We start from the raw sequence: 17,732 nt of genomic DNA, 5'->3' as shown, positions 1-17,732 counted from the left end.
GCAGCCTGCTGCCTCCCCCTTTTCGTTCCGAGGAACGACATGGTGACAATTCCATAAAGATCGCTCGAAATCCAGCCGATACCAGGATCCGAATGGACGTGGACCCCAACCTGTGAGGCCTGGGATGAGTTTGCGATTGAAGCTGTACAGCCTGCTGGCCCTGAGCCTGGTCGGCTACGTGGTCTTTGCGGGGGTGGGCTGGGACACCATCCAGCGTGCGCGAGTGGGCGGACCTCACTACACCGCCATCGTGCAGGGCAAGGACCTGGTCGCGGACATCCTGCCGCCGCCGGAGTACATCATCGAGAGCTACCTGCTGTGTCACGAGCTGCTCGACGTCCCGGCCGGCCCCGAGCGGGACGCCATCGTCGCCGACCTCGGCGAGCGCGAGGCGGAGTACCTGCGGCGCCACGACCACTGGGCCGCCGTGCTCCCCGACGGCGCCATGAAGACGGGCCTGCTCGAAGCCTCCACCGCGCCGGCCCTCGCGTTCTACCGCGAGGCCAAGGAAACCATGATTCCCGCAGTGAACCGGGGCGATGCCGCCCGCGCCGAGGAGTCGCTGGACACCCTGCGCGCGCTGTATGGCGAGCACCGCGCCGCCATCGACAAGGTCGTCACCCTGGCCGAGCAGGAGCTCGTCGACGCCGAGGAGGCCGCCAATGCGCTGGTGGCCCGGCGCAGCGTGCTGACCGGCGTGGTCAGCGTGGTGATCGCGATCCTGCTGCTCTGCCTCAGCGCCTATGTCATCGAGCTGAGCATCACGCGCAAGATCCGCGGCGCCGCCACGGGCATGAACAGCGCGACGGCACAGGTCAGGATGGCGTCGCGCCAGGTGGCCTCGGCGAGCATGCAGCTCGCCGACGGCGCGTCCACCCAGGCGAGCTCGCTGCAGGAGACCACCGCGTCGCTCACCGAGATCTCCGCGATGACCAGCCAGAACGCGGCCAACGCCGACCACGCCAAGGGGAGCGTGGAAGAGGCGAACCGCGTGGTGGAGTCGGCCAGCGCCACGATGGCCGAGCTGCTCGAGTCCATGCACGAGATCGCCGCCGCCAGCGAGCGGACGGCGCGGATCGTGAAGACCATCGACGACATCGCCTTCCAGACCAACCTCCTGGCCCTCAACGCGGCCGTCGAGGCCGCGCGCGCCGGCGAGGCCGGGGCGGGCTTCTCGGTCGTGGCCGACGAGGTGCGCACGCTCTCCATGCGCGCGGCCGACGCCGCCCGCGAGACGGCGACGCTGATCGAGGGCACGGGGAGCACCGTGCGCCGGGGTTCCGAGCTGGTGGACAGCACGTCGACCCGCTTCGCCGAGGTGGCCAGCGCGACGCAGACCGTGCAGGCGCTCGTCTCGGACATCGCGGCCTCGTCGCAGGAGCAGGCCACGGGCATCGATCTCATCCGCCGGACCTTCTCGCAGATCGAGCACGTGGTGCAGGACAATGCCGCCAACGCGGAGGAGTCGGCCAGCGCGTCCGAGGAGCTCTCGGCCCAGGCCGAGGAGATGCAGGGCATCGCGGAGGGCCTCGTGGCGCTGGTCAACGGCCGTCACGAGGCGCTGGAGACCGTCAGCTTCTAGCGGGCCCGCCCGCAGCGCATCGCGCGCAACGTCCCCCCCGGTTCGACCAACGCCGGGGGGGACCTTCGTTTTCGGACCCGTGCGGCGGCGCATCGCCCGCACATCTTTTCGAAACCGGCCTTGCCAGCGCGCGGATGTCTTGTTACGGTTAACGCCTCACACAATCGAAGTGGGACGGGCCCGCGCTCGCGAGCCCCCGATCGGAAAGTGTGTGCAATCTGCGTCTGGGGAGTCTCCGACTCCGCCTCTCCCCCTTTGTGGATTCGCTCGCGCACGGAACCTGCCGGCCCAGGTCAGGCAGGGTCCTTGGCATGCCCCGGCCTGCCGCAGGGCTCGACGCGCACTCCCGCTCCACTCCACGGGGAAAGGACGACCGCCATGACACGCCCCAGCGCCGCCACGCCGCCAGGCGCGGCCACCCTCCATCGCGTGGACCGGGAGGGCGATCTGCCCGCCTGGGCCGGCCGTGCGCAGCTCGCGCGCTTCTTCCACGAGACGATGAAGCCCTACCACGACAGCATCCCCGACGTGGAGCGCGCCCTGGACTACGCCTTCAGCGCCGAGCCGGGCAAGGGCGGCTTCCTGATGCTGGCGGAGCAGGGGGACGGGCTGGCCGGCGCGCTGCTCATGCTCTCGACGGGCATGGGCGGCTACGTGCCCGAGCATCTGCTGCTCTTCGTCACGGTGCGTCCGGACCTGCGCGGCCAGGGCCTCGGCCGGCGCATCATCGAGGAGGCGTGCGGCGGCCTGGACGGCGCGGTCAAGCTGCACGTGGAGTACGACAATCCCGCCAAGCGGCTCTACGAGCGCATCGGCTTCAGCACGAAGTACGCCGAGATGCGGTACACGCCATGAATCGCGTCCTGATCGACCTGGAAGCGCTGCAGCACAACATCGGCCGCGTCAACACGCTGATGGCCGAGCACGGGGCGAGCTGGTCGCTGGTCACCAAGGTGCTCTGCGGCCACTCGGAGTCCCTGCAGGCGCTCGGCGCGCTCGGCGTGCGGTCGATCGCCGACTCGCGCATCGCGAACCTGACGGCGGCGCGCGAACTGAAGACCGAGTTCGAGACCTGGTACCTGCGCCTGCCGCACATGTCGGCCATCGGCGAGATCGTGGCCGTGTCGGACGTCACCTTGAACAGCGAGATCGCCACCATCGAGGCGTTGAACGCCGAGGCGGCGACGCGGGACAAGCGGCACGGCGTGATCATCATGATCGAGCTGGGCGATCTGCGCGAGGGCGTGCTGCCTGGGGCGCTGGTGGGATTCTACCGGCGGGTGTTCGAGCTCGAGAACATCGAGGTGCTCGGGATCGGCGCGAACCTGGGCTGCCTGTCGGGCACGGTGCCCAACATCGACCAGTTCATGCAGCTCATCCTCTACCGCGAACTGCTGGAGCTGAAGTTCGAGCACGAGCTGCCGCTGATCTCGGCCGGCACCAGCGTGGTGCTGCCGCTGCTGCAGTCGAAGACGCTGCCGAAGAGCATCAACCACTTCCGCATCGGCGAGGCGGTGTTCCTGGGGACGGATCTGGTGAACGGCGGCACGCTGCCGGGATTCCGGAGCGACGCGATCACGGTGGAGGCCGAGATCGTGGAACTCCGCGAGAAGAGCCTGGTCCCGGTGGGCGAGCTGTCGGCGGTCACGCCCTTCGAGAGCCTCCAGACGGAGGACGAGATCAGCCCGGGCCAGCGGGGGCAGCGCGCCATTGTGACCCTCGGCCAGCTCGACACCGAGGTGCAGGGGCTCACACCCATCGCGCCGGGGCACGTGCTGGCCGGCGCCACGAGCGATCTCACCGTCGTGAACGTGGGCGGCAGCCCCGGCGAGCTGGAGGTGGGGCAGTCCATCCGCTTCCGTCCCAACTACGGCGCCACCCTGCGCCTCATGACGAACCGCTACATGGAGAAGGTGCTCGTGCCGCCGCTGGGCGCGTTCATGGCCGCGCACGACGACGGGAGCCACGCCGAGCGCGTCCCCAGCGTCCTCGACGGGCTGCTGAGCTAGCGTGTTCGGCTACAGCGGAAGCGAGCTGCTGCGCCTAGGCATCATCGCCGCCTATCTGGGCTTCATCTTCGTCAAGGGCACGCTCAAGGCCCGCAAGATCGGCGAGGCGGACGACTTCCTGCTCGCCGGGCGCAACGTGCCGTGGTGGATGCTCTTCGCCACCATGGGCGCCACGGTGATCGGCGGTGGCTACTCCATCGGCGCCGTGGGCAAGACCTACGAGTGGGGCCTGCTCATGGTGCTGGTCTCCACGGCCGGCTACCTGCACTTCCTCTTTTCGGGGCTCTTCGTCGCCCCGCACTTCCGCAGGGCGGAGCTCTACACGGTGGCCGGCTACTTCGGCCACCGCTTCGGCGAGGGGCCGCGCTTCGTGGTGCTGGTCGTGTCGCTGCTCTTCAGCGTCTTCATCATCGCGGCGCAGATGGCGGCCTTCGGCACGGTGCTGTCCACGCTGCTGCCCAACTTCGCCGACAACGTGCAGGTGCTGCGCTGGGCCATCATCGTGGGTGGGGCCATGGTGGTGATCTACAGCACCGCCGGCGGCCTGATGGCCGTGATCTACACCGACATCATCCAGTTCGTGGTGCTGTACATCGGCTTTCTGGTCACGGCGGCCATCTGCCTACCCGAGCTGAGCGCCAACTGGGGGACGATCACCACCACCGTGCCCGACGGCTTCTTCAGCCCCGAGGGCGGCAAGGGCTGGCTCTTCCTGGTGACCACCTTCCTGGCCTTTCTCTTCGGCGAGACCTTCGCCCCTGGCTACGCCACTCGCTACTGCGTGGGGCGGAGCATCCGCGATACCAAGCTGGGCATCGCCGGGGTGGGCGGCTTCCTCATGCTCACCTTCCCGGTGATCATCTTCGTCATCGCGCTCTACGGCCGCATGTGGCACGGCGACATCACCGCGCAGCAGGCCCTGCCGGTGGTCGTGAAGGACCTGAACAACCCGATCATCGGCGCGATCCTGATCGCCGCACTGCTCAGCGCGGTCATGTCCTCGGCCGACAGCGCGCTGAACTCGTCCACGGCCATCTTCGTGAAGGACCTCTTCGAGCACCAGCTGGGCTGGGAGGACAAGGGCGACGGCCGGATCCTCCGCCTGGCGCGCTGGTGCTCGGCGGGGCTCGGCATCGCGGCCACGGCGATCGCCGTGCTGTGGCCGGACATCATCAGTCTGCTGCTCTTCACCTATCACCTGTGGGCGCCGGCGATCATCGTGCCGGTGGTGGTGGGGGTCTTCTCGAAGGAGCGCTCGCCGGGACTCACCCGCATGATCCTCACGACCATGCTGATCGCGATCGCGGTTACCTTCGCCTACCGCTTCACACCCTGGGCCGAGACCTTCGATCCCGCCGTGTTCGGGGTGCTGGTCGCGACGGTGGCCTTCGCGTCGATGGTGCTGACGCGGCGCCTGCGTCCGGCCGCCGCCTAGTCGACGACGATGCGGGGGATGTCCGCGGAGAGCCGCAGGAGCACCTCGTAGTTGAGGGCGTGGAACATCTCGCCGAAGGCGCCCACCGTGATCTCCCGCTCACCCTGGTGGCCGATGAGCACCACCTCGTCACCGTTGCGGACCCCGGCGAGGTAGGACACGTCCACCAGCAGAATGCTCATGTTCACGGCGCCGATCACGTGGCAGGGCTCGCCGTGGACCAGCACGCGCCCCCGGTTGCCCAGGTCGCGAGGGAAGCCGTCGGCATAGCCCACAGGGACGGCGGCCACGCGCATCGTGTGCAGCGCCTGGCTGTGGTGCCCGTAGCCGATGAACTCGCCGCTCGGCACGCGCTTCACGTTGATGACGCGGCTGCGCCAGGTCAGCAGCCGTCGCAGCACGGGCCGCTTGCGCTGCCGCGCCCCGAGGACGCCCAGGCGCACCTCCTCGCTGGGCCAGTAGCCGAACTGGGCGATGCCCACGCGCGCCATGTCCAGACGCGTCTCCGGGCGCAGGAGCGCCGCGGCCGAGCAGGCGACGTGGCGGCGAAAGTCCGCCTGCCCCGACGCGCGCACCTGCTCCACGCGCTGCCGGAAGACGGCGAGCTGCCGCTGGATGCGGTAGTGGTTGGTGGACGACTCCGCGCCGGCCAGGTGCGAGCAGACGCCGTCGAGCCGCAGCTGTTCGGGATGCGCCGCGATGCGCTCCAGCGCCCGGCCGAGGGAGCGCGCGGAGAGCCCCGTGCGATTGAGGCCGGTCTCCACCTCCAGGTGGACGCGCGCCGCCCGTCCCACGCGCCGGGCCGCCTGCAGGGCGGCGTCCAGGCGGCTGAGATCGAAGACGAAGAAGGACACGCCCTCGGCGACGGCCCAGTCCACGGCGGCGTCCGGCAGGTCGCCCATGATCATGATCTCGCTGCGCTTGCCGGAGCAGGCGTGCACGCGCTGGGCTTCCCGGGCGGAGAAGACCGCGAACTGCCGCACGCCGCAGCGCTCGGCCAGCGGCACGTAGGTCTCGATGCCATGGCCGTAGGCGTTGCCCTTGACGACGGAGCAGAGCTGCGTCTGGCTGCCGAGCCGTCGCCGCAGCCAGCGCAGGTTGCCCTCGAGCGCGCCGGCGCGCAAGGTGATCCACGAGGAGGTGACGCCGCCATCGCTCACGGGGTTCCCCCCGTGGCGGGTTTGTCCAGGGCGAGCAGACGGCGCAGCGCGGCCTCGAGAAGCGGCGGTCCGATGGCCAGCAGGGCGTCGGGGAAGTCGTAACGGGGATGGTGCAGGGCGGGCTGCTCCGGCCCGGCCCCCAGCCCGAAGAGCGCGCCGGGCGCGACGGCTGTGAAGTGGCCGAAGTCCTCCGACCACGGGAAGGGATGCTCGAGGCGCCGCACGACGAGCCCTCGCTCCCGGGCCACCGCTTCCAGCACCGCGTTGGTGCCGGGATCGCAGCAGGTGGCGGGAAAGGGCTCGACCCAGTCCACCTGGATCTCGAGGCCGTGGGCCGTGGCGAGCCCCCGCGCGCGCTCCTCGCAGTGAGCGGCCAGGCGCTCGATGACGGCCGTCTCGTGGGCGCGGAGCGTCGCCATGACGCAGCCCTCGCCCGGGCTCGTGCCGAAGGCGCGCTCGCCCACGCGGGCGTGGATCACCGTCACCTGGGCGGCCTCCGCGAGCGCGCTGTGCAGCTGCGGGGCGGCGCTCCAGTCGGCGATGAGCTGCGCGACGGCGAGCGCGGGACTGCGACCTGCGGCGGGTTCGGCCGCGTGGGACGTCACGCCGCGCAGGGTCACGGCGAGGCCGCGGGACGCGCTCGCGAAGACCCCGTCGCGCAGGAGCACGCTGCCCGTGGGAAAGCCCGGGAGGTTGTGCAGCGCCAGCACCCGGTCGGGCGCGATGGCGGCGAAGCGGGGGTCGTCGAGGACGGCTCGCGCGCCGGCCCCCGTCTCCTCCGCCGGCTGGAAGAGCAGCACGGCGCGCCCACGCGCGGGCGGGCGCTGCGCGAGGGCGACGCCGACGCCGGCCAGCATGGCCATGTGTCCGTCGTGGCCGCACTTGTGGGCGACGCCTTCGGTCAGCGACCCGTGGGGGAGCGCCAGCGATTCGGGGAGGGGGAGGGCGTCGAGATCCGCGCGCAGGAGCACCGTGGGCCCGGGCGACGGGCCGTCCCACACGGCCGCCACGCCGTGGCCGCCGAGATCGGCTTCGATCCGACCGGGAGACTGCCGGGACAGGAACTCGCGCACCGCGTCGGCGGTCCGTCGCTCCTCACCGGACCGCTCCGCCAGGCGATGCAGGCGGTGACGGAGCGCTAGCAGTTCTGCGGGCGGAGAGGACATCGATCCAGACGGCTGAAGACGGAATCAACGGCGAACCTGGGCACCCTAGCACGCCCAGCGCGCTGCGGCCAGTTCGGACTGCGTCGAGGGTCAGTCCTCGTCGTCGGGCAGAGGCACCGGCGGTCGGCTGAGCGCTTCGATCAACCGCTTGCTGTTGGCGCTGTCGTCCGCGAGCTGGAAGCCCGCGTTGAAGCCGTTCATCACCGGGGCGCGCCGGCACCAGACGCACTCGCCGTCGATCTCGAGCGTCTCGCGGCCGTCCACGGGCTCGCGCAGCTCGACCTGGATGACGTAGCGGGTGCCGGGCTCCACCGGGCAGGTGGAGCGCAGCATCAGGCCGGCCGGCGTGAGGTCCACGAGGTAGCCGATGCAGTCGCCAAGGCCGGCGATCGACACCGGCAGCATGTCGAACATGAGCTTGCGCGCGTACTTGCGGCGGTTTTCCATGATCTGCCTCCCAGAGGTGGCGCTGAGCGGGCGAGCCCCGGGTTCCCTCCCTGGGGTCGCTCCCTTGCAGGGACGTATCGGCAACCGTCGGCGCGGAGTTGAGCCCTAACTTGCGCGCGAAGGGTCGGCCTCGCCGCCGTCTGGCCAGGCGAGCCGCAGGCGGGCGGCGGGTCCGGTCGGATCGTGGACGAAGTCGCGGGTGCCGCGCAGCAGCGCATCCAGGTCGAGGCCCAGGCGGGTCTCGCCGGCCGAGGCGGCGTGGACCCGCGCCCGGCGCAGCAGGGCCTCGCCGCCGCGCGCGCGTCCCAGCTCCGCCTGCAGGTGGGCCGCCGCGCACTGGATCACGGTCTGGAGGCAGTGCCCCACCGGCGAGCGCCGGCCGCTGACGTGCCAGAGCCCCTCCAGCGCCTCGTGACTCTCCCACCAGAAGCCCAGGTTGAAGAGGTCGATCCCGTAGAGGAACTCCTCGTTGCCCTGCCAGTCGTCGCCCCGGATGGGGGTCGGCAGGGGCGGCGTGACGCCGTAGGAGTGTCCGTCGGGATGCCGAACCGGATGCGGCGTGCGTCCGAGCAGGTGCCGGTAGCGCGGCAGCGGGCGGTCGGTGTAGCGCGGGGGATCGGCCATGCGCGCGGCTCCTTTCGAGCCGCCAGCATAGCGGGGAGGCGCGGGGGCGTCCACGGCGGAACGCAGGGGGCGGGCGGCCGTCGCCGCCCGCCCCGCCGTGGCTTGCAGGGGGTCAGGAATTCGTCGCGAGCGGCGCGCCCTTCGCGGGGGTGCTCCGCACCTGGAGATCGTTGCGGACCGAGGTCGCCCCGCCCTCGTAGGCGTCCTGGGCGGCCTGGGTGTACTCGTACCAGGTGTCCACCGCGCCGGTCAGGGTGACGGCCCCGCCATCCACGCTCACCTGGACCTCGCCGCCGTTCACCGCGGCATCCCAGTAGAGCTGCGACTCCACGTCGTCGCGGATGGCCGTGTCGCTCTTGAGCGGCTGTTCGGCGCTCACGTTGAGCGCGTTGTCCACCGCCAGCACGCCGCCCACGCGGTAGGCCACGTCCGTGGCCTCGCGCTTCTCGAAGTCGGTGTCCACGTCGCCGTAGAGCCGCACCGTGCCGTTCGTGGCGGCGACGCTGATGTCGTGCCAGCCCACGAAGGGGTCGCGGCCCAGGGCGTCGTAGACGCGGGTCACGAGCTCCGCATCGCTGAAGGCGCTGTCGGGCCGGACGCGGAGGTGGTTCTCGACGCGCCAGACGCCGATGGTGTTCTGCGCGTCTTCGGCCGCCGCCTGCTTGGCCTTGAGGTTGTCCACCTCGCCGGTCAGCGTGACGGTGCCGTAGCTCGCGTCCGCGATCACGTCGAAGGCCTGGACGCGGGGATCCTGGGCCAGCACGCCGGCGACGGCGCGGTCGATGTCCGCGTCGCTCAGGTCCGCCGTCTCCGCGTCCTGCCGGAGCGAATCGTCCGCGCGCCACCAGGCGATCTCCAGCCCGGAGACGTCCACGGCCCGCACGCCCGCCACCCAGGCCTTGCGCTTGGCCAGCGTGCGCTCCCAGGCGCTGCTGACGTCGCCGCTGAGCGTGACCTTGCCATCCTTCACGGCGACGCCCACCGCGCCCGGGTCGATGCGGACGTCGTCGCGCAGCAGCGCGCGGATCTCGGTGGCGATGTCCGCGTCGGGCCGCTCGTGCTCCAGCTCCACGGTGATGTCGTTCTCCACGCTCTTCACGCCGCGCACCCCCTCGGCGATCTCGGTGACGAGCCGCTGCTTGGCGAAGGAGTCGCCGCGGCCGTCGAGGGTCACGTGCCCGTCGTGGACGCTCACGGCGATGCCGTCGTCCCGCGTGAGCGGGTCGCTGGCGAAGGCCGCGGTCACGTCGCCCTGGATCTCGAGGTCGCTGCGGGGCACGGGCTTGACCTCGATCTCGTCCACCACCGCGCGTACGCCCTTGATGCTCTCGGCCACCTCGGACGCGCGCTCGCGGGCCAGCAGGTTGTTCACGCTGCCGTCCAGGGTGACGATGCCGTCGCGCGTCATCACGTTGATGTCCTCGGCCGGCACGGCGTCGTTGACCAGGAGCTCCGTCTCGATGGCGCCGGTGATCTGGTCGTCGGGGATGCTCATCGAGGACTCCGATCGCACGGCGGCCAGCGCGGGCGTCGCGGACAGGGCGAGGATCAGCAGGCTCTCGACGGCTCGGTTGACGTGCTTCATGGCTGCTACTCCTTTCGCAGCGGCGCGAAGGGCCCGGCGGCCGCGCTGGCCAGCTGTTCCCTCGCGCGCCGCACGCGCGCTCCGGCGGGCGCGGGCTTGCCGTTCGCGCGCCGCTCCAGGCGACGCTGCAGGCGATGCCAGGCCGTGCTGAAGGCCGCGTGCAGGGTGAGATAGGGATTCGGATGCGCGCCGGCGCGGTCGGCGTCGAGGCTGACGGCGATGTTGCCGGCGTCGCTGCGGACGCGCAGGCTCACGCGGAACTGGCGCCTGCGGTGTTCGTCGGGCCGCGTTTCGTCGACGACCACGCTCAGGTCGCGGATCTGTCCGCCGCAGTCGGCGAAGCGCGCCGCCGCCTCGTGGATGTAGTCGCGCAGCGGCGCGGCCAGCGAGCCGTGCCGGCAAGTGATCTCCACGGGGAAGGGGAGGCGCGGTTCCGCGGGGGTGGGGGGGGCGGCGCCCTGGGCGTCGTCGGCGCGGGCGAGGGACCGGGCGGGCAGGATCCGGCCGGCCAGGGCGACGAGCAGGTCCACGTCGAAGGGTTTGGCGAGCACAGCCTGCGCGCCCAGCCGCAGCGCGCGCTCGCGCAGCTCGGGATCGGGGAAGGCGGTGATCAGGATCACCGGCGGCCAGTCGCCGCGGAGCCAGCCCTGGCGCAGGGCCTCGGTGCCCGTCACCCCGGGCATCCGGACGTCGGTGACGATGAGATCGTAGCGCTCGCCGTCGCCGCCGCCCGTCTCGGCCTCGAGCTTCTTCAGCAGGGTGTGGCCGTCCGGGCACTCCGTCACCCGGTAGCCCGCGTGCTCGAGGGACCAGCGCAGGAGCTTGCGCATCTCGTAGTCGTCGTCGGCGAGGAGCAGGTGGGGCCGCCGAGCGGGTGCTGTGGCTGTGGTTGCTGCGTCGGACATGGTGCGTTCCTTTCCGCTGCGGGCTAGAGGGGGACGACGGACTTCACCCGGTCGAGCAGGCGATCCAGATCGAAGGGCTTGTCGAAGACGCAGACCGCGCCGCTGGCGCGCGCCTCGGCGTGGGTGTCGACGTCGCCGAAGGCAGTGATCAGGATGGTCGGCGGGAAGTCGCGCGTCGCCTGGCCCAGCGCGAGCAGGTCGAGGCCGGTGATGCCCGGCATGCGGTTGTCGGTGATGACCAGGTCGACCCGGGCGCGCGCCGTGTCGGGCAGCGACGCGTCCATGACGTCGAGCAGCTCCCAGCCGTCGCGGCACTCGAGCACGTCGTAGCCCGCCGTGCGCAGGACGCGGCCGAGCAGCGTGCGCATGGCGGCGTCGTCCTCGGCCACGAGGACCACGGGGGGCTCGGTGCGGAGCCCCGGCTCGGCCTGCGGGGACTTGAATCCGGCGGGTTGGACGGCGTTCACCATGATGTCCTCCTTCGCGTGGGCGAGCTGGCCGCCGGGGTTCCCCGCGGGCAGCACGCCGCGTCACCCCGGCCTAGGCAGCCGGCGTGCCACGACGAACCGTTGACACTGCGTGGGTTATGGGCCTGGAGCGGTGGGGCGACTTGCCCCGCTGGGGCGTCCTGCCCCGATTCAGTGCTCGCTCGGCGTGGCCGCGCCCAGCTTGCGCCAGAGCGTCTTGCGGTCCAGACCGAGGATGCGCGCGGCGGCGCTGCGGTTGCCCTTGGTGATCTCGAGCACCTGGGCGATGTAACGGCGCTCCACCGTCGCCAGCGGCAGGAGGCGCTCGGGCTCGGGCAGGCCCGGCGTGGCCTGGGGGCTTCGCAGCGCGGCGGGTAGGTCGCCCACGGTGAGGCTCTCGCCGTCGGCGAGCGCCACCGCGCGCTCGATGCCGTTGCGCAGCTCGCGCACGTTCCCGGGCCAGCCGTGCTCCAGCAGGCGCCGGGCGGCGGCGGGCGCGAGATCGGCCGCCGGCCTGCCCGCCGCCCGGGCGAACTGCGCGGCGAAGTGCCGCGCGAGGAGCAGGATGTCCGCGCCGCGCTCGCGCAGGGGCGGCACCTCGACGCGGATCACGTTCAGCCGGTAGTAGAGGTCCTCGCGAAAGCGGCCCGCGGCGACGGCGGCCTCCAGGTCGCTGTTGGTGGCGGCCACCAGGCGGACGTCCACCTCCAGCTCGCGCTCGGCGCCGAGCGGGCGGATGCGCCGCGTCTCGAGCGCGCGCAGCAGCTTGGGCTGGAGTTCGGCGGGGAGTTCGCCCACCTCGTCGAGAAAGAGCGTACCTCCGGACGCCTGCTGGAAGAGGCCGGCGCGCGGCGCGCGCGCGTCGGTGAAGGCGCCGGGACGATGGCCGAAGAGCTCGCTCTCCATCAGCGCGCCCGGCAGCGCGGCGCAGTTGACGGCCTGGAAGGGACCGCGCGCGCGGTGGCTCCGCTCGTGGAGCATCCGCGCCACCAGCTCCTTGCCGGTGCCGCTCTCTCCGGTGACGAGCACCGTCGCCTCGGTCTCGGCCACGCGCGCCACCAGCGCGCGCAGGCGCCGCATCACCGGGCTCTCGCCGATGAGCGTCTCCCGTCCCGGCTCGCCGCGCTCCGACTCGCTGAGACGCTTCACCTGCTCGGTCAGCCGGCGGCGCTCCACGGCGCGCTCGAGGGCGAGGGCGAGGATGTCCAGGCTGACCGGCTTGGTGATGAAGTCGTAGGCGCCGGCCCGCATGGCGGACACGGCGGCGTCGATGCTGCCGAAGCCCGTCATCACGATCACGGGCAGCTCGCGGCCGCTGTCGGCGAGATGGCGGCAGAAGGCGATGCCGTCGAGCTGGGGCAGGTGCATGTCGGTGAGCACGACGTCGACGTCCTCGCTCTCGAGCAGGTCGAGCGCCGCCTCGGCGCTCTCCGCGCAGTGGGTGCGGAAGCCGCGGCGGCCCAGGTCGTCGCGCAGCAGGTCGAGCATGCTGCGCTCGTCGTCCACGATCAGGAGTCTGCCGTGCATGTCGCCTCCTCGGCCGGCAGGAAGACGCTGAACCGGCTGCCCGCCCCGGGCTTGCTCTCCACGCCGATCCAGCCGCCGTGCTCCGCCACGATCCCGTGGGTGATGGAGAGACCGAGTCCGGTGCCCTTGCCCACGTCCTTGGTGGTGAAGAACGGGTCGAAGATGAGCTTGAGGTGCTCGGCGTCGATGCCCTGGCCCTGATCGACGACCTCCACCACGGCGCAGTCGCGCGGGGGTTGACCGGCCTCGCGGCGACCGAGGCGGACGGTGAGCCGGCCGCCGTCCGGCATGGCCTGGATGCCGTTCATGATGAGGTTGATCAGCACCTGCTGCATCTGCGTGGCGTCGATCTCCACCTGGGGCAGCGCGTCGTCGACGTCGAGGTCGAGCGACACGCGGGCCTTCTGGGCGGCCGAGCGCAGCAGGTCGAGGGACTGCCGCGCGACGCCCTCCAGATCGCCGCGCGTCCGCTGGGAGGGGCTGCGCCGGGCGAAGTCGAGCAGCTGGCGGATGATCGCCGTCATGCGCTCGGCCTGCGCGCCGATGGTGGCCGCCGACTCGCGCGCCTCCGCGGGTTCGAGAGCGTCCATGGCGATGAGCTTGGCCCGGCCGGCCACCACGTTGAGCGGCGTGCCCAGCTCGTGGGCGATGCCCGAGGCGAGGTGTCCGATCTTGGCCAGACGTTCGGTGTGCCGCAGGTGCTCGAGCGCCTCGATCCGCGCCTCGGTCTCCTGGATCAGCGCGGCATGCGCGCCGTCGAGCCGGGCGGACATGGTGTTCAGGGCCTCGCCCAGGCGGGCGAGCTCGTCGTGGCCGCGCAGGTGGACGTCGCCGCCGAAGTCGCCGCCGCCCGTGCGGCGGATCTTGTCCATCAGAGCGGCCAGCGGACGGCCCACGAACTTCAGGCCGAAGATCCACATCAGCACCAGCACCAGCAGCGCCATGATCGCCGCGAGCAGCGTGACGCGGAGGACGGTCTCATGCGTGTAGGCGCGCAGGGGGCCGAGCGATTCGCGCAGCTCGAGGGCGCCGTGGCGGTCGCCGACCTCGACGGGGACATAGGTGAGGCGGTGGCCGTCGCCGGCGGCGGGCTGCTTGATCGACACGTCCTGGCCGCCGCGGAGCGCCGCGAGGTCGCTGGCGCCCAGCTGCGGGGATTGCGGCGTGCCGGCGGGGACGTCGAGCCAGACCCAGCGGATGCGCACCTTGGTCTGATCGCGATTGGCGGCGTCGACCAGCTCGAGCATGCGCGACTCGCCGCTGCTGCGCCAGGCGTCCTGCACGAGCTGCTCCATGGCGTGGCCGAGCAGGAGGGCGTCGCCGCGCATGTCCCCGTCGAAGAGGCGCATCTCACGGCGGACCATGAGCGCGCCGTTCAGGGTGAGGAGGGCGAGAATGCCGACGAAGATGAACGCGAAGGTCTTGAATAGCAGACGCATGGCCTGAACCTGTCCGGGTTGGCGGCGCCGGGCGTCGCGGGGGGGCTAACGCCTCGCGGCCCGCCGTGTTCCCGAATGCCCCGGTTCAGGCATGCAAAAGCCCCCGCCGACGGCCGGCGGGGGCGAATCGTCCCTCTGGAGTGGCGATCAGCGGAGATCGCGGGGCGACTTGTCGTCGTGGCAGCTGCTGCAGACGGGCGTCGTTCCGTAGTCGCTGCCCGCGTGGCAGTCGGAGCAGACCAGACCTTCGTGGAACTCGCGCAGATCCACCCCGACCTTCGCGGCGTGGTTGAACCCCGTGGCGTCGAAGTCGTCGCGCCCCCACTCGCCGTGGCAGCCGTTGCACTCCCGGGGCATGTAGCCGTGCGTGAGCTTGTCCTCGTGGCAGCGCTCGCAGCTCAGGCCCTTGTGGTAGTGCTTGAGGGGCATCCCCGTGAGCTTGTGATCGAACTTGCGCCCCTTCTCCTGCGCGTGGCAGGTGCTGCAGCGGCCCACGTTGTGGCACTGCGTGCAGATGTTCAGGTTGCTGTACTCGTGCAGGCGCGGCGAGAAGCGGGTGCCGTCGGTGTCGTGGCAAGAGGTGCACGTGTCGTTGCTGTGGCAGTCCATGCAGCTGAGCCCGTAGGTCTCGGTGTGCGTCTTGTGGTCGAAGGCCACGTAGGGCGCCGGATCGTAGCTGGTCTTGAAGTTCACCACCTTGGGCTCTTCGCGGTGGCGGAAGCTGTGCATGGCGTCCAGGGTCTTCTTGGGCGGCATGGCCGACGGCGATCCGCTGCCGCGCGGGGCGTGGCAGATCTCGCAGTTGGTCTCGTGGCTCCAGTCCCGGTGACAGAACATGCACTGGCGGTGATAGGCCGTCTTGAGATCGGGGACGCCCACCTGCCGCCCGGACAGGTGCGCCGGATGGCAGCCGAAGCAGTTGCCCACCCAGCCCTCTTCGTTGGCGTGGTGGCAGAGCCGGCAGCTGGCGCCGCCCATGCCGGACATCTTGGCGTGCTTGGCGTGGTTGAACACCACCGGCTCGTAGCGGTCCACGAGCTGATCCAGGATGCAGCTGTCGGGCAGCGCCATCTCGGTGAAGTCCTTGTAGGTCGGCTGATGCCCGCCCTCGCGCGGGCAGTCGCTGAGGCAGGGCTGCTCCATGGTCGGCGCGGCGCAGGTGTGGCACTTCGTGCAGTCCGGGGCGGCCACTGCGCCCGCCGCGGTCAGGACGAGCGCGGCGAGTGCGATCACGAGCGTGCGGGCGGCGTTCATGCGTGCGTCTCCTCTTCGTTCACGGGCATCACGGGCAGGTAGGTCACCGCCAGGCGATAGATGAAGATGAAGGTCGCCACCAGCCCCGCCGACACGGCGAACTCGCCGAAGGACGGCAGGTAGGCATGCTCCGCGTAGGGCGGGTGATAGGCGACGATGAAGACGTTGATCCGGTTCAGCGCCACGCCCAGGACCATGGCCGCCGAACCCAGCAGCAGCCAGCGCGGATCGCTGCGCAGGCGCCTGTTGACGAAGATGGCGATGGGCAGCACGAGGCCGCCGAGGATCTCGATCCAGAAGGCCAGCGCCGTGCCGCCGGGGACGAAGGCGTAGTGCCAGGCTTCGCGCAGCGTCAGGTCGCCCAGCTTGAAGGCCAGGTAGAGCGCGATCAGCGGGGCGGCCACGCGCGCCAGGGGCGCGAGCACGTCCATCTCGGGCGCGCGGCGGAAGCCCTTGGACGCGAGCAGCGACTCGAAGATCGCCATGGACAGCCCCACCGCGAAGGCCGAGAGCAGGAAGAGCAGGGGCAGGATGGGCGTCCACCAGAGCGGGTGCACCTTGCTCGGCGCGATCACCATGAGGTTGCCGAGCGACGACTGGTGCAGGCAGGACAGCACCACGCCGGCGATGATGAACAGGAAGAGCACGCGGTCCAGCAGGGCCTTGAGCCCGTCCACCATGCGGCGCGCGCGGCCGCGGGGCGAAACCACCTCCCGCAGGCGCTCGAGGACGATGGGCGCGAACTCCACGTAGAGCACCGAGAGGTAGATCATGACGCACATGCCCACCTCGAAGAGCACCGAGTTGCCCTGCCACATGGAGGGCAGGATCGGATGCCAGACGGCCCAGTAGCGCCCGAGATCGGCCAGCAGCCCCAGCACGACGAAGGTGTAGCCCAGCGCCGCCGTCAGCAGCGCCGGCCGGATCACGGCGTGGAAGCGCTCCTTCCCGAAGATGTAGACCAGCGCCGCCGTGGTGAACCCGCCGGCCGCCAGGGCCACGCCGGTCGCCACGTCGAAGCCGATCCACAGGCCCCAGGGGTACTGGTCGTTCAGATTGGTGACGCTGCCGATGCCCACCAGGAAACGCTTCGCCCCGAAGAAGGCGCCGACGGCCATCACGGCCAGGGTGATCAGCATCCCGCGGGTGCGCAGGGGGTAGAAGAGCGGTCGCGAGGGATGGTCGCTCATTCCTCGCCTCCTTGCCGTTTGTTGAGCCACATGATCCCGCCCAGCAGCGCGTAGAGCGCCAGCGGCGGGAAGAAGTTCTTGAAGACGCCGTGCTGCACCCGCTCGGTGTAGTGGCCGGGCGCGACGTCCTCCAGCTCGGGAAAGCCCAGCGTCGTGAGCGGCGCGGCGGCGAGGTAGAGCCAGCTGGTGCCGCCCGCCTCGTGCTCGCCGTAGATGTGATCGTGGTAGCGCTCGGGCTTCTGGGCGATGCGCGCGCGCGCGTAGTCCAGCAGCTCTTCCCGCGTGCCGTAGATCAGGCAGCCTTCGGGGCAGATGCTCACGCAGGCCGGGCGCTCGCCGCGCTCCATGGTGCGCTCGAAGCAGAGCGTGCACTTCATGACGCGGGGCGCGAGGGCGCGGTCGTACTCGTAGGTGGGGATCTGGAAGGGGCAGGCCACCATGCAGTAGCGGCAGCCGATGCACTTGGACGCGTCGTAGTGCACGGGGCCGCCGTCGGTCTTCTTCAGCGCGCCGACGATGCACGCGGAGGCGCAGGCCGGCTCCAGGCAGTGCATGCACTGGAACTTGACGAAGCGCGGGTTCTCGCCGTCCGGGTTGGGGTAAGCGTTCACCACGGTGTGGAGGCCGGCGTCGGGGCGACGGGCGCCGGGCAGCGTGCCCGCGTTCGCGTAGTCCTCGATGGGCAGGTTGTCCATGCCGTTGCTGTCGCGGCAGGCCCACTCGCACTTGCGACAGCCCACGCAGTAGGTGCTGTCGACGAGGACGCCCACGTCCTGGTCGTGCGAGCGGGTGGCGTGGCTCGCCAGCGCGCCGGACGGCAGGGCGCCGCCCAGTCCCACGAGCCCCAGTGTCTTCAGGAAGTCGCGTCGATCTTGGGTCATGGCGGCACCTCCGTCGAGAGGTGGGTGCAAGGACATTGCCGAGTTTAGGACAATGTTGTCC

Annotated in this window: 16 protein-coding genes; 4 read left to right on the top strand and 12 right to left on the bottom strand. The window is 71.0% G+C overall.

Annotation, left to right across the window (positions count from 1 at the left end; translation table 11 throughout):
- Positions 1–136: 136 nt before the first annotated feature.
- The 4 genes from H6693_08070 (at position 137) to H6693_08055 (ending at position 5,026) form a co-directional block, all read left to right on the top strand.
- Complete coding sequence (locus tag H6693_08070; GenBank protein MCB9516136.1) at positions 137–1,582, top strand: hypothetical protein; 1,446 nt, start codon at positions 137–139, stop codon at positions 1,580–1,582.
- Positions 1,583–1,960: 378 nt separating this feature from the next.
- Entirely contained in the window at positions 1,961–2,437 is a 477-nt protein-coding gene (locus H6693_08065; protein ID MCB9516135.1) for a GNAT family N-acetyltransferase, read from the top strand.
- Entirely contained in the window at positions 2,434–3,591 is a 1,158-nt protein-coding gene (locus H6693_08060; GenBank protein ID MCB9516134.1) for an alanine racemase, read from the top strand. The genes H6693_08065 and H6693_08060 overlap by 4 nt, the downstream gene beginning before the upstream one ends.
- A 1-nt stretch (position 3,592) precedes the next feature.
- Positions 3,593–5,026: a sodium:solute symporter family protein gene (locus H6693_08055; GenBank protein MCB9516133.1), complete on the top strand. Its 1,434-nt coding sequence runs from the start codon at positions 3,593–3,595 to the stop codon at positions 5,024–5,026.
- On the opposite strand, the gene alr is transcribed toward H6693_08055, so the two are convergent.
- From alr to H6693_07995, 12 genes are all read right to left on the bottom strand, one after another.
- Positions 5,023–6,186, bottom strand: a complete 1,164-nt coding sequence (gene alr / locus H6693_08050; GenBank protein ID MCB9516132.1) for an alanine racemase — start codon at positions 6,184–6,186, stop codon at positions 5,023–5,025. The genes H6693_08055 and alr overlap by 4 nt on opposite strands.
- Positions 6,183–7,352 carry an amidohydrolase gene (locus H6693_08045; GenBank protein MCB9516131.1) on the bottom strand — a complete coding sequence of 390 codons (1,170 nt, stop codon included), beginning with the start codon at positions 7,350–7,352 and terminating at the stop codon, positions 6,183–6,185. The genes alr and H6693_08045 overlap by 4 nt, the downstream gene beginning before the upstream one ends.
- A 90-nt stretch (positions 7,353–7,442) precedes the next feature.
- Positions 7,443–7,799, bottom strand: a complete 357-nt coding sequence (locus H6693_08040) for a PilZ domain-containing protein (protein MCB9516130.1) — start codon at positions 7,797–7,799, stop codon at positions 7,443–7,445.
- Positions 7,800–7,904: 105 nt separating this feature from the next.
- Entirely contained in the window at positions 7,905–8,423 is a 519-nt protein-coding gene (locus H6693_08035; GenBank protein MCB9516129.1) for a DUF309 domain-containing protein, read from the bottom strand.
- Between the two features lie 112 nt (positions 8,424–8,535).
- Positions 8,536–10,008 (bottom strand): BON domain-containing protein, encoded by a 1,473-nt coding sequence (locus tag H6693_08030; protein MCB9516128.1) that lies wholly within the window; start codon positions 10,006–10,008, stop codon positions 8,536–8,538.
- A 5-nt stretch (positions 10,009–10,013) separates the two neighbouring features.
- Complete coding sequence (locus H6693_08025) at positions 10,014–10,913, bottom strand: response regulator (GenBank protein ID MCB9516127.1); 900 nt, start codon at positions 10,911–10,913, stop codon at positions 10,014–10,016.
- 23 nt (positions 10,914–10,936) lie between these two features.
- On the bottom strand, positions 10,937–11,437 hold the full coding sequence (locus H6693_08020; protein MCB9516126.1) for a response regulator: 501 nt from the start codon (positions 11,435–11,437) through the stop codon (positions 10,937–10,939).
- 114 nt (positions 11,438–11,551) lie between these two features.
- Positions 11,552–12,907 carry a sigma-54-dependent Fis family transcriptional regulator gene (locus tag H6693_08015; protein MCB9516125.1) on the bottom strand — a complete coding sequence of 452 codons (1,356 nt, stop codon included), beginning with the start codon at positions 12,905–12,907 and terminating at the stop codon, positions 11,552–11,554.
- Positions 12,889–14,346, bottom strand: a complete 1,458-nt coding sequence (locus H6693_08010) for a HAMP domain-containing protein (protein ID MCB9516124.1) — start codon at positions 14,344–14,346, stop codon at positions 12,889–12,891. Before H6693_08010 ends, H6693_08015 begins: the two co-directional genes overlap by 19 nt.
- Before the next feature lie 147 nt (positions 14,347–14,493).
- Positions 14,494–15,600 (bottom strand): cytochrome c3 family protein, encoded by a 1,107-nt coding sequence (locus H6693_08005; GenBank protein ID MCB9516123.1) that lies wholly within the window; start codon positions 15,598–15,600, stop codon positions 14,494–14,496.
- Entirely contained in the window at positions 15,597–16,790 is a 1,194-nt protein-coding gene (hybB, locus tag H6693_08000) for a Ni/Fe-hydrogenase cytochrome b subunit (protein MCB9516122.1), read from the bottom strand. Before hybB ends, H6693_08005 begins: the two co-directional genes overlap by 4 nt.
- Entirely contained in the window at positions 16,787–17,671 is an 885-nt protein-coding gene (locus H6693_07995) for a 4Fe-4S dicluster domain-containing protein (GenBank protein MCB9516121.1), read from the bottom strand. Before H6693_07995 ends, hybB begins: the two co-directional genes overlap by 4 nt.
- Positions 17,672–17,732: the final 61 nt, after the last annotated feature.

This window comes from Candidatus Latescibacterota bacterium, from assembly GCA_020633725.1.
In the GTDB taxonomy this organism is placed as follows: Bacteria; Krumholzibacteriota; Krumholzibacteriia; order JACNKJ01; family JACNKJ01; genus VGXI01.
This window is presented reverse-complemented; position numbering and strand designations above follow the sequence as displayed.

Excerpts from the sequence above, each read along its gene's own strand:
- H6693_08065 (MCB9516135.1), top strand. The coding sequence starts at position 1,961 with ATGACACGCCCCAGCGCCGCCACGCCGCCAGGCGCGGCCACCCTCCAT.
- H6693_08060 (MCB9516134.1), top strand. The coding sequence starts at position 2,434 with ATGAATCGCGTCCTGATCGACCTGGAAGCGCTGCAGCACAACATCGGC.
- H6693_08045 (MCB9516131.1), bottom strand. The coding sequence starts at position 7,352 with ATGTCCTCTCCGCCCGCAGAACTGCTAGCGCTCCGTCACCGCCTGCAT.
- H6693_08040 (MCB9516130.1), bottom strand. The coding sequence starts at position 7,799 with ATGGAAAACCGCCGCAAGTACGCGCGCAAGCTCATGTTCGACATGCTG.
- H6693_08035 (MCB9516129.1), bottom strand. The coding sequence starts at position 8,423 with ATGGCCGATCCCCCGCGCTACACCGACCGCCCGCTGCCGCGCTACCGG.
- H6693_08030 (MCB9516128.1), bottom strand. The coding sequence starts at position 10,008 with ATGAAGCACGTCAACCGAGCCGTCGAGAGCCTGCTGATCCTCGCCCTG.
- H6693_08025 (MCB9516127.1), bottom strand. The coding sequence starts at position 10,913 with ATGTCCGACGCAGCAACCACAGCCACAGCACCCGCTCGGCGGCCCCAC.
- H6693_08015 (MCB9516125.1), bottom strand. The coding sequence starts at position 12,907 with ATGCACGGCAGACTCCTGATCGTGGACGACGAGCGCAGCATGCTCGAC.
- H6693_08010 (MCB9516124.1), bottom strand. The coding sequence starts at position 14,346 with ATGCGTCTGCTATTCAAGACCTTCGCGTTCATCTTCGTCGGCATTCTC.
- H6693_08005 (MCB9516123.1), bottom strand. The coding sequence starts at position 15,600 with ATGAACGCCGCCCGCACGCTCGTGATCGCACTCGCCGCGCTCGTCCTG.
- hybB (MCB9516122.1), bottom strand. The coding sequence starts at position 16,790 with ATGAGCGACCATCCCTCGCGACCGCTCTTCTACCCCCTGCGCACCCGC.
- H6693_07995 (MCB9516121.1), bottom strand. The coding sequence starts at position 17,671 with ATGACCCAAGATCGACGCGACTTCCTGAAGACACTGGGGCTCGTGGGA.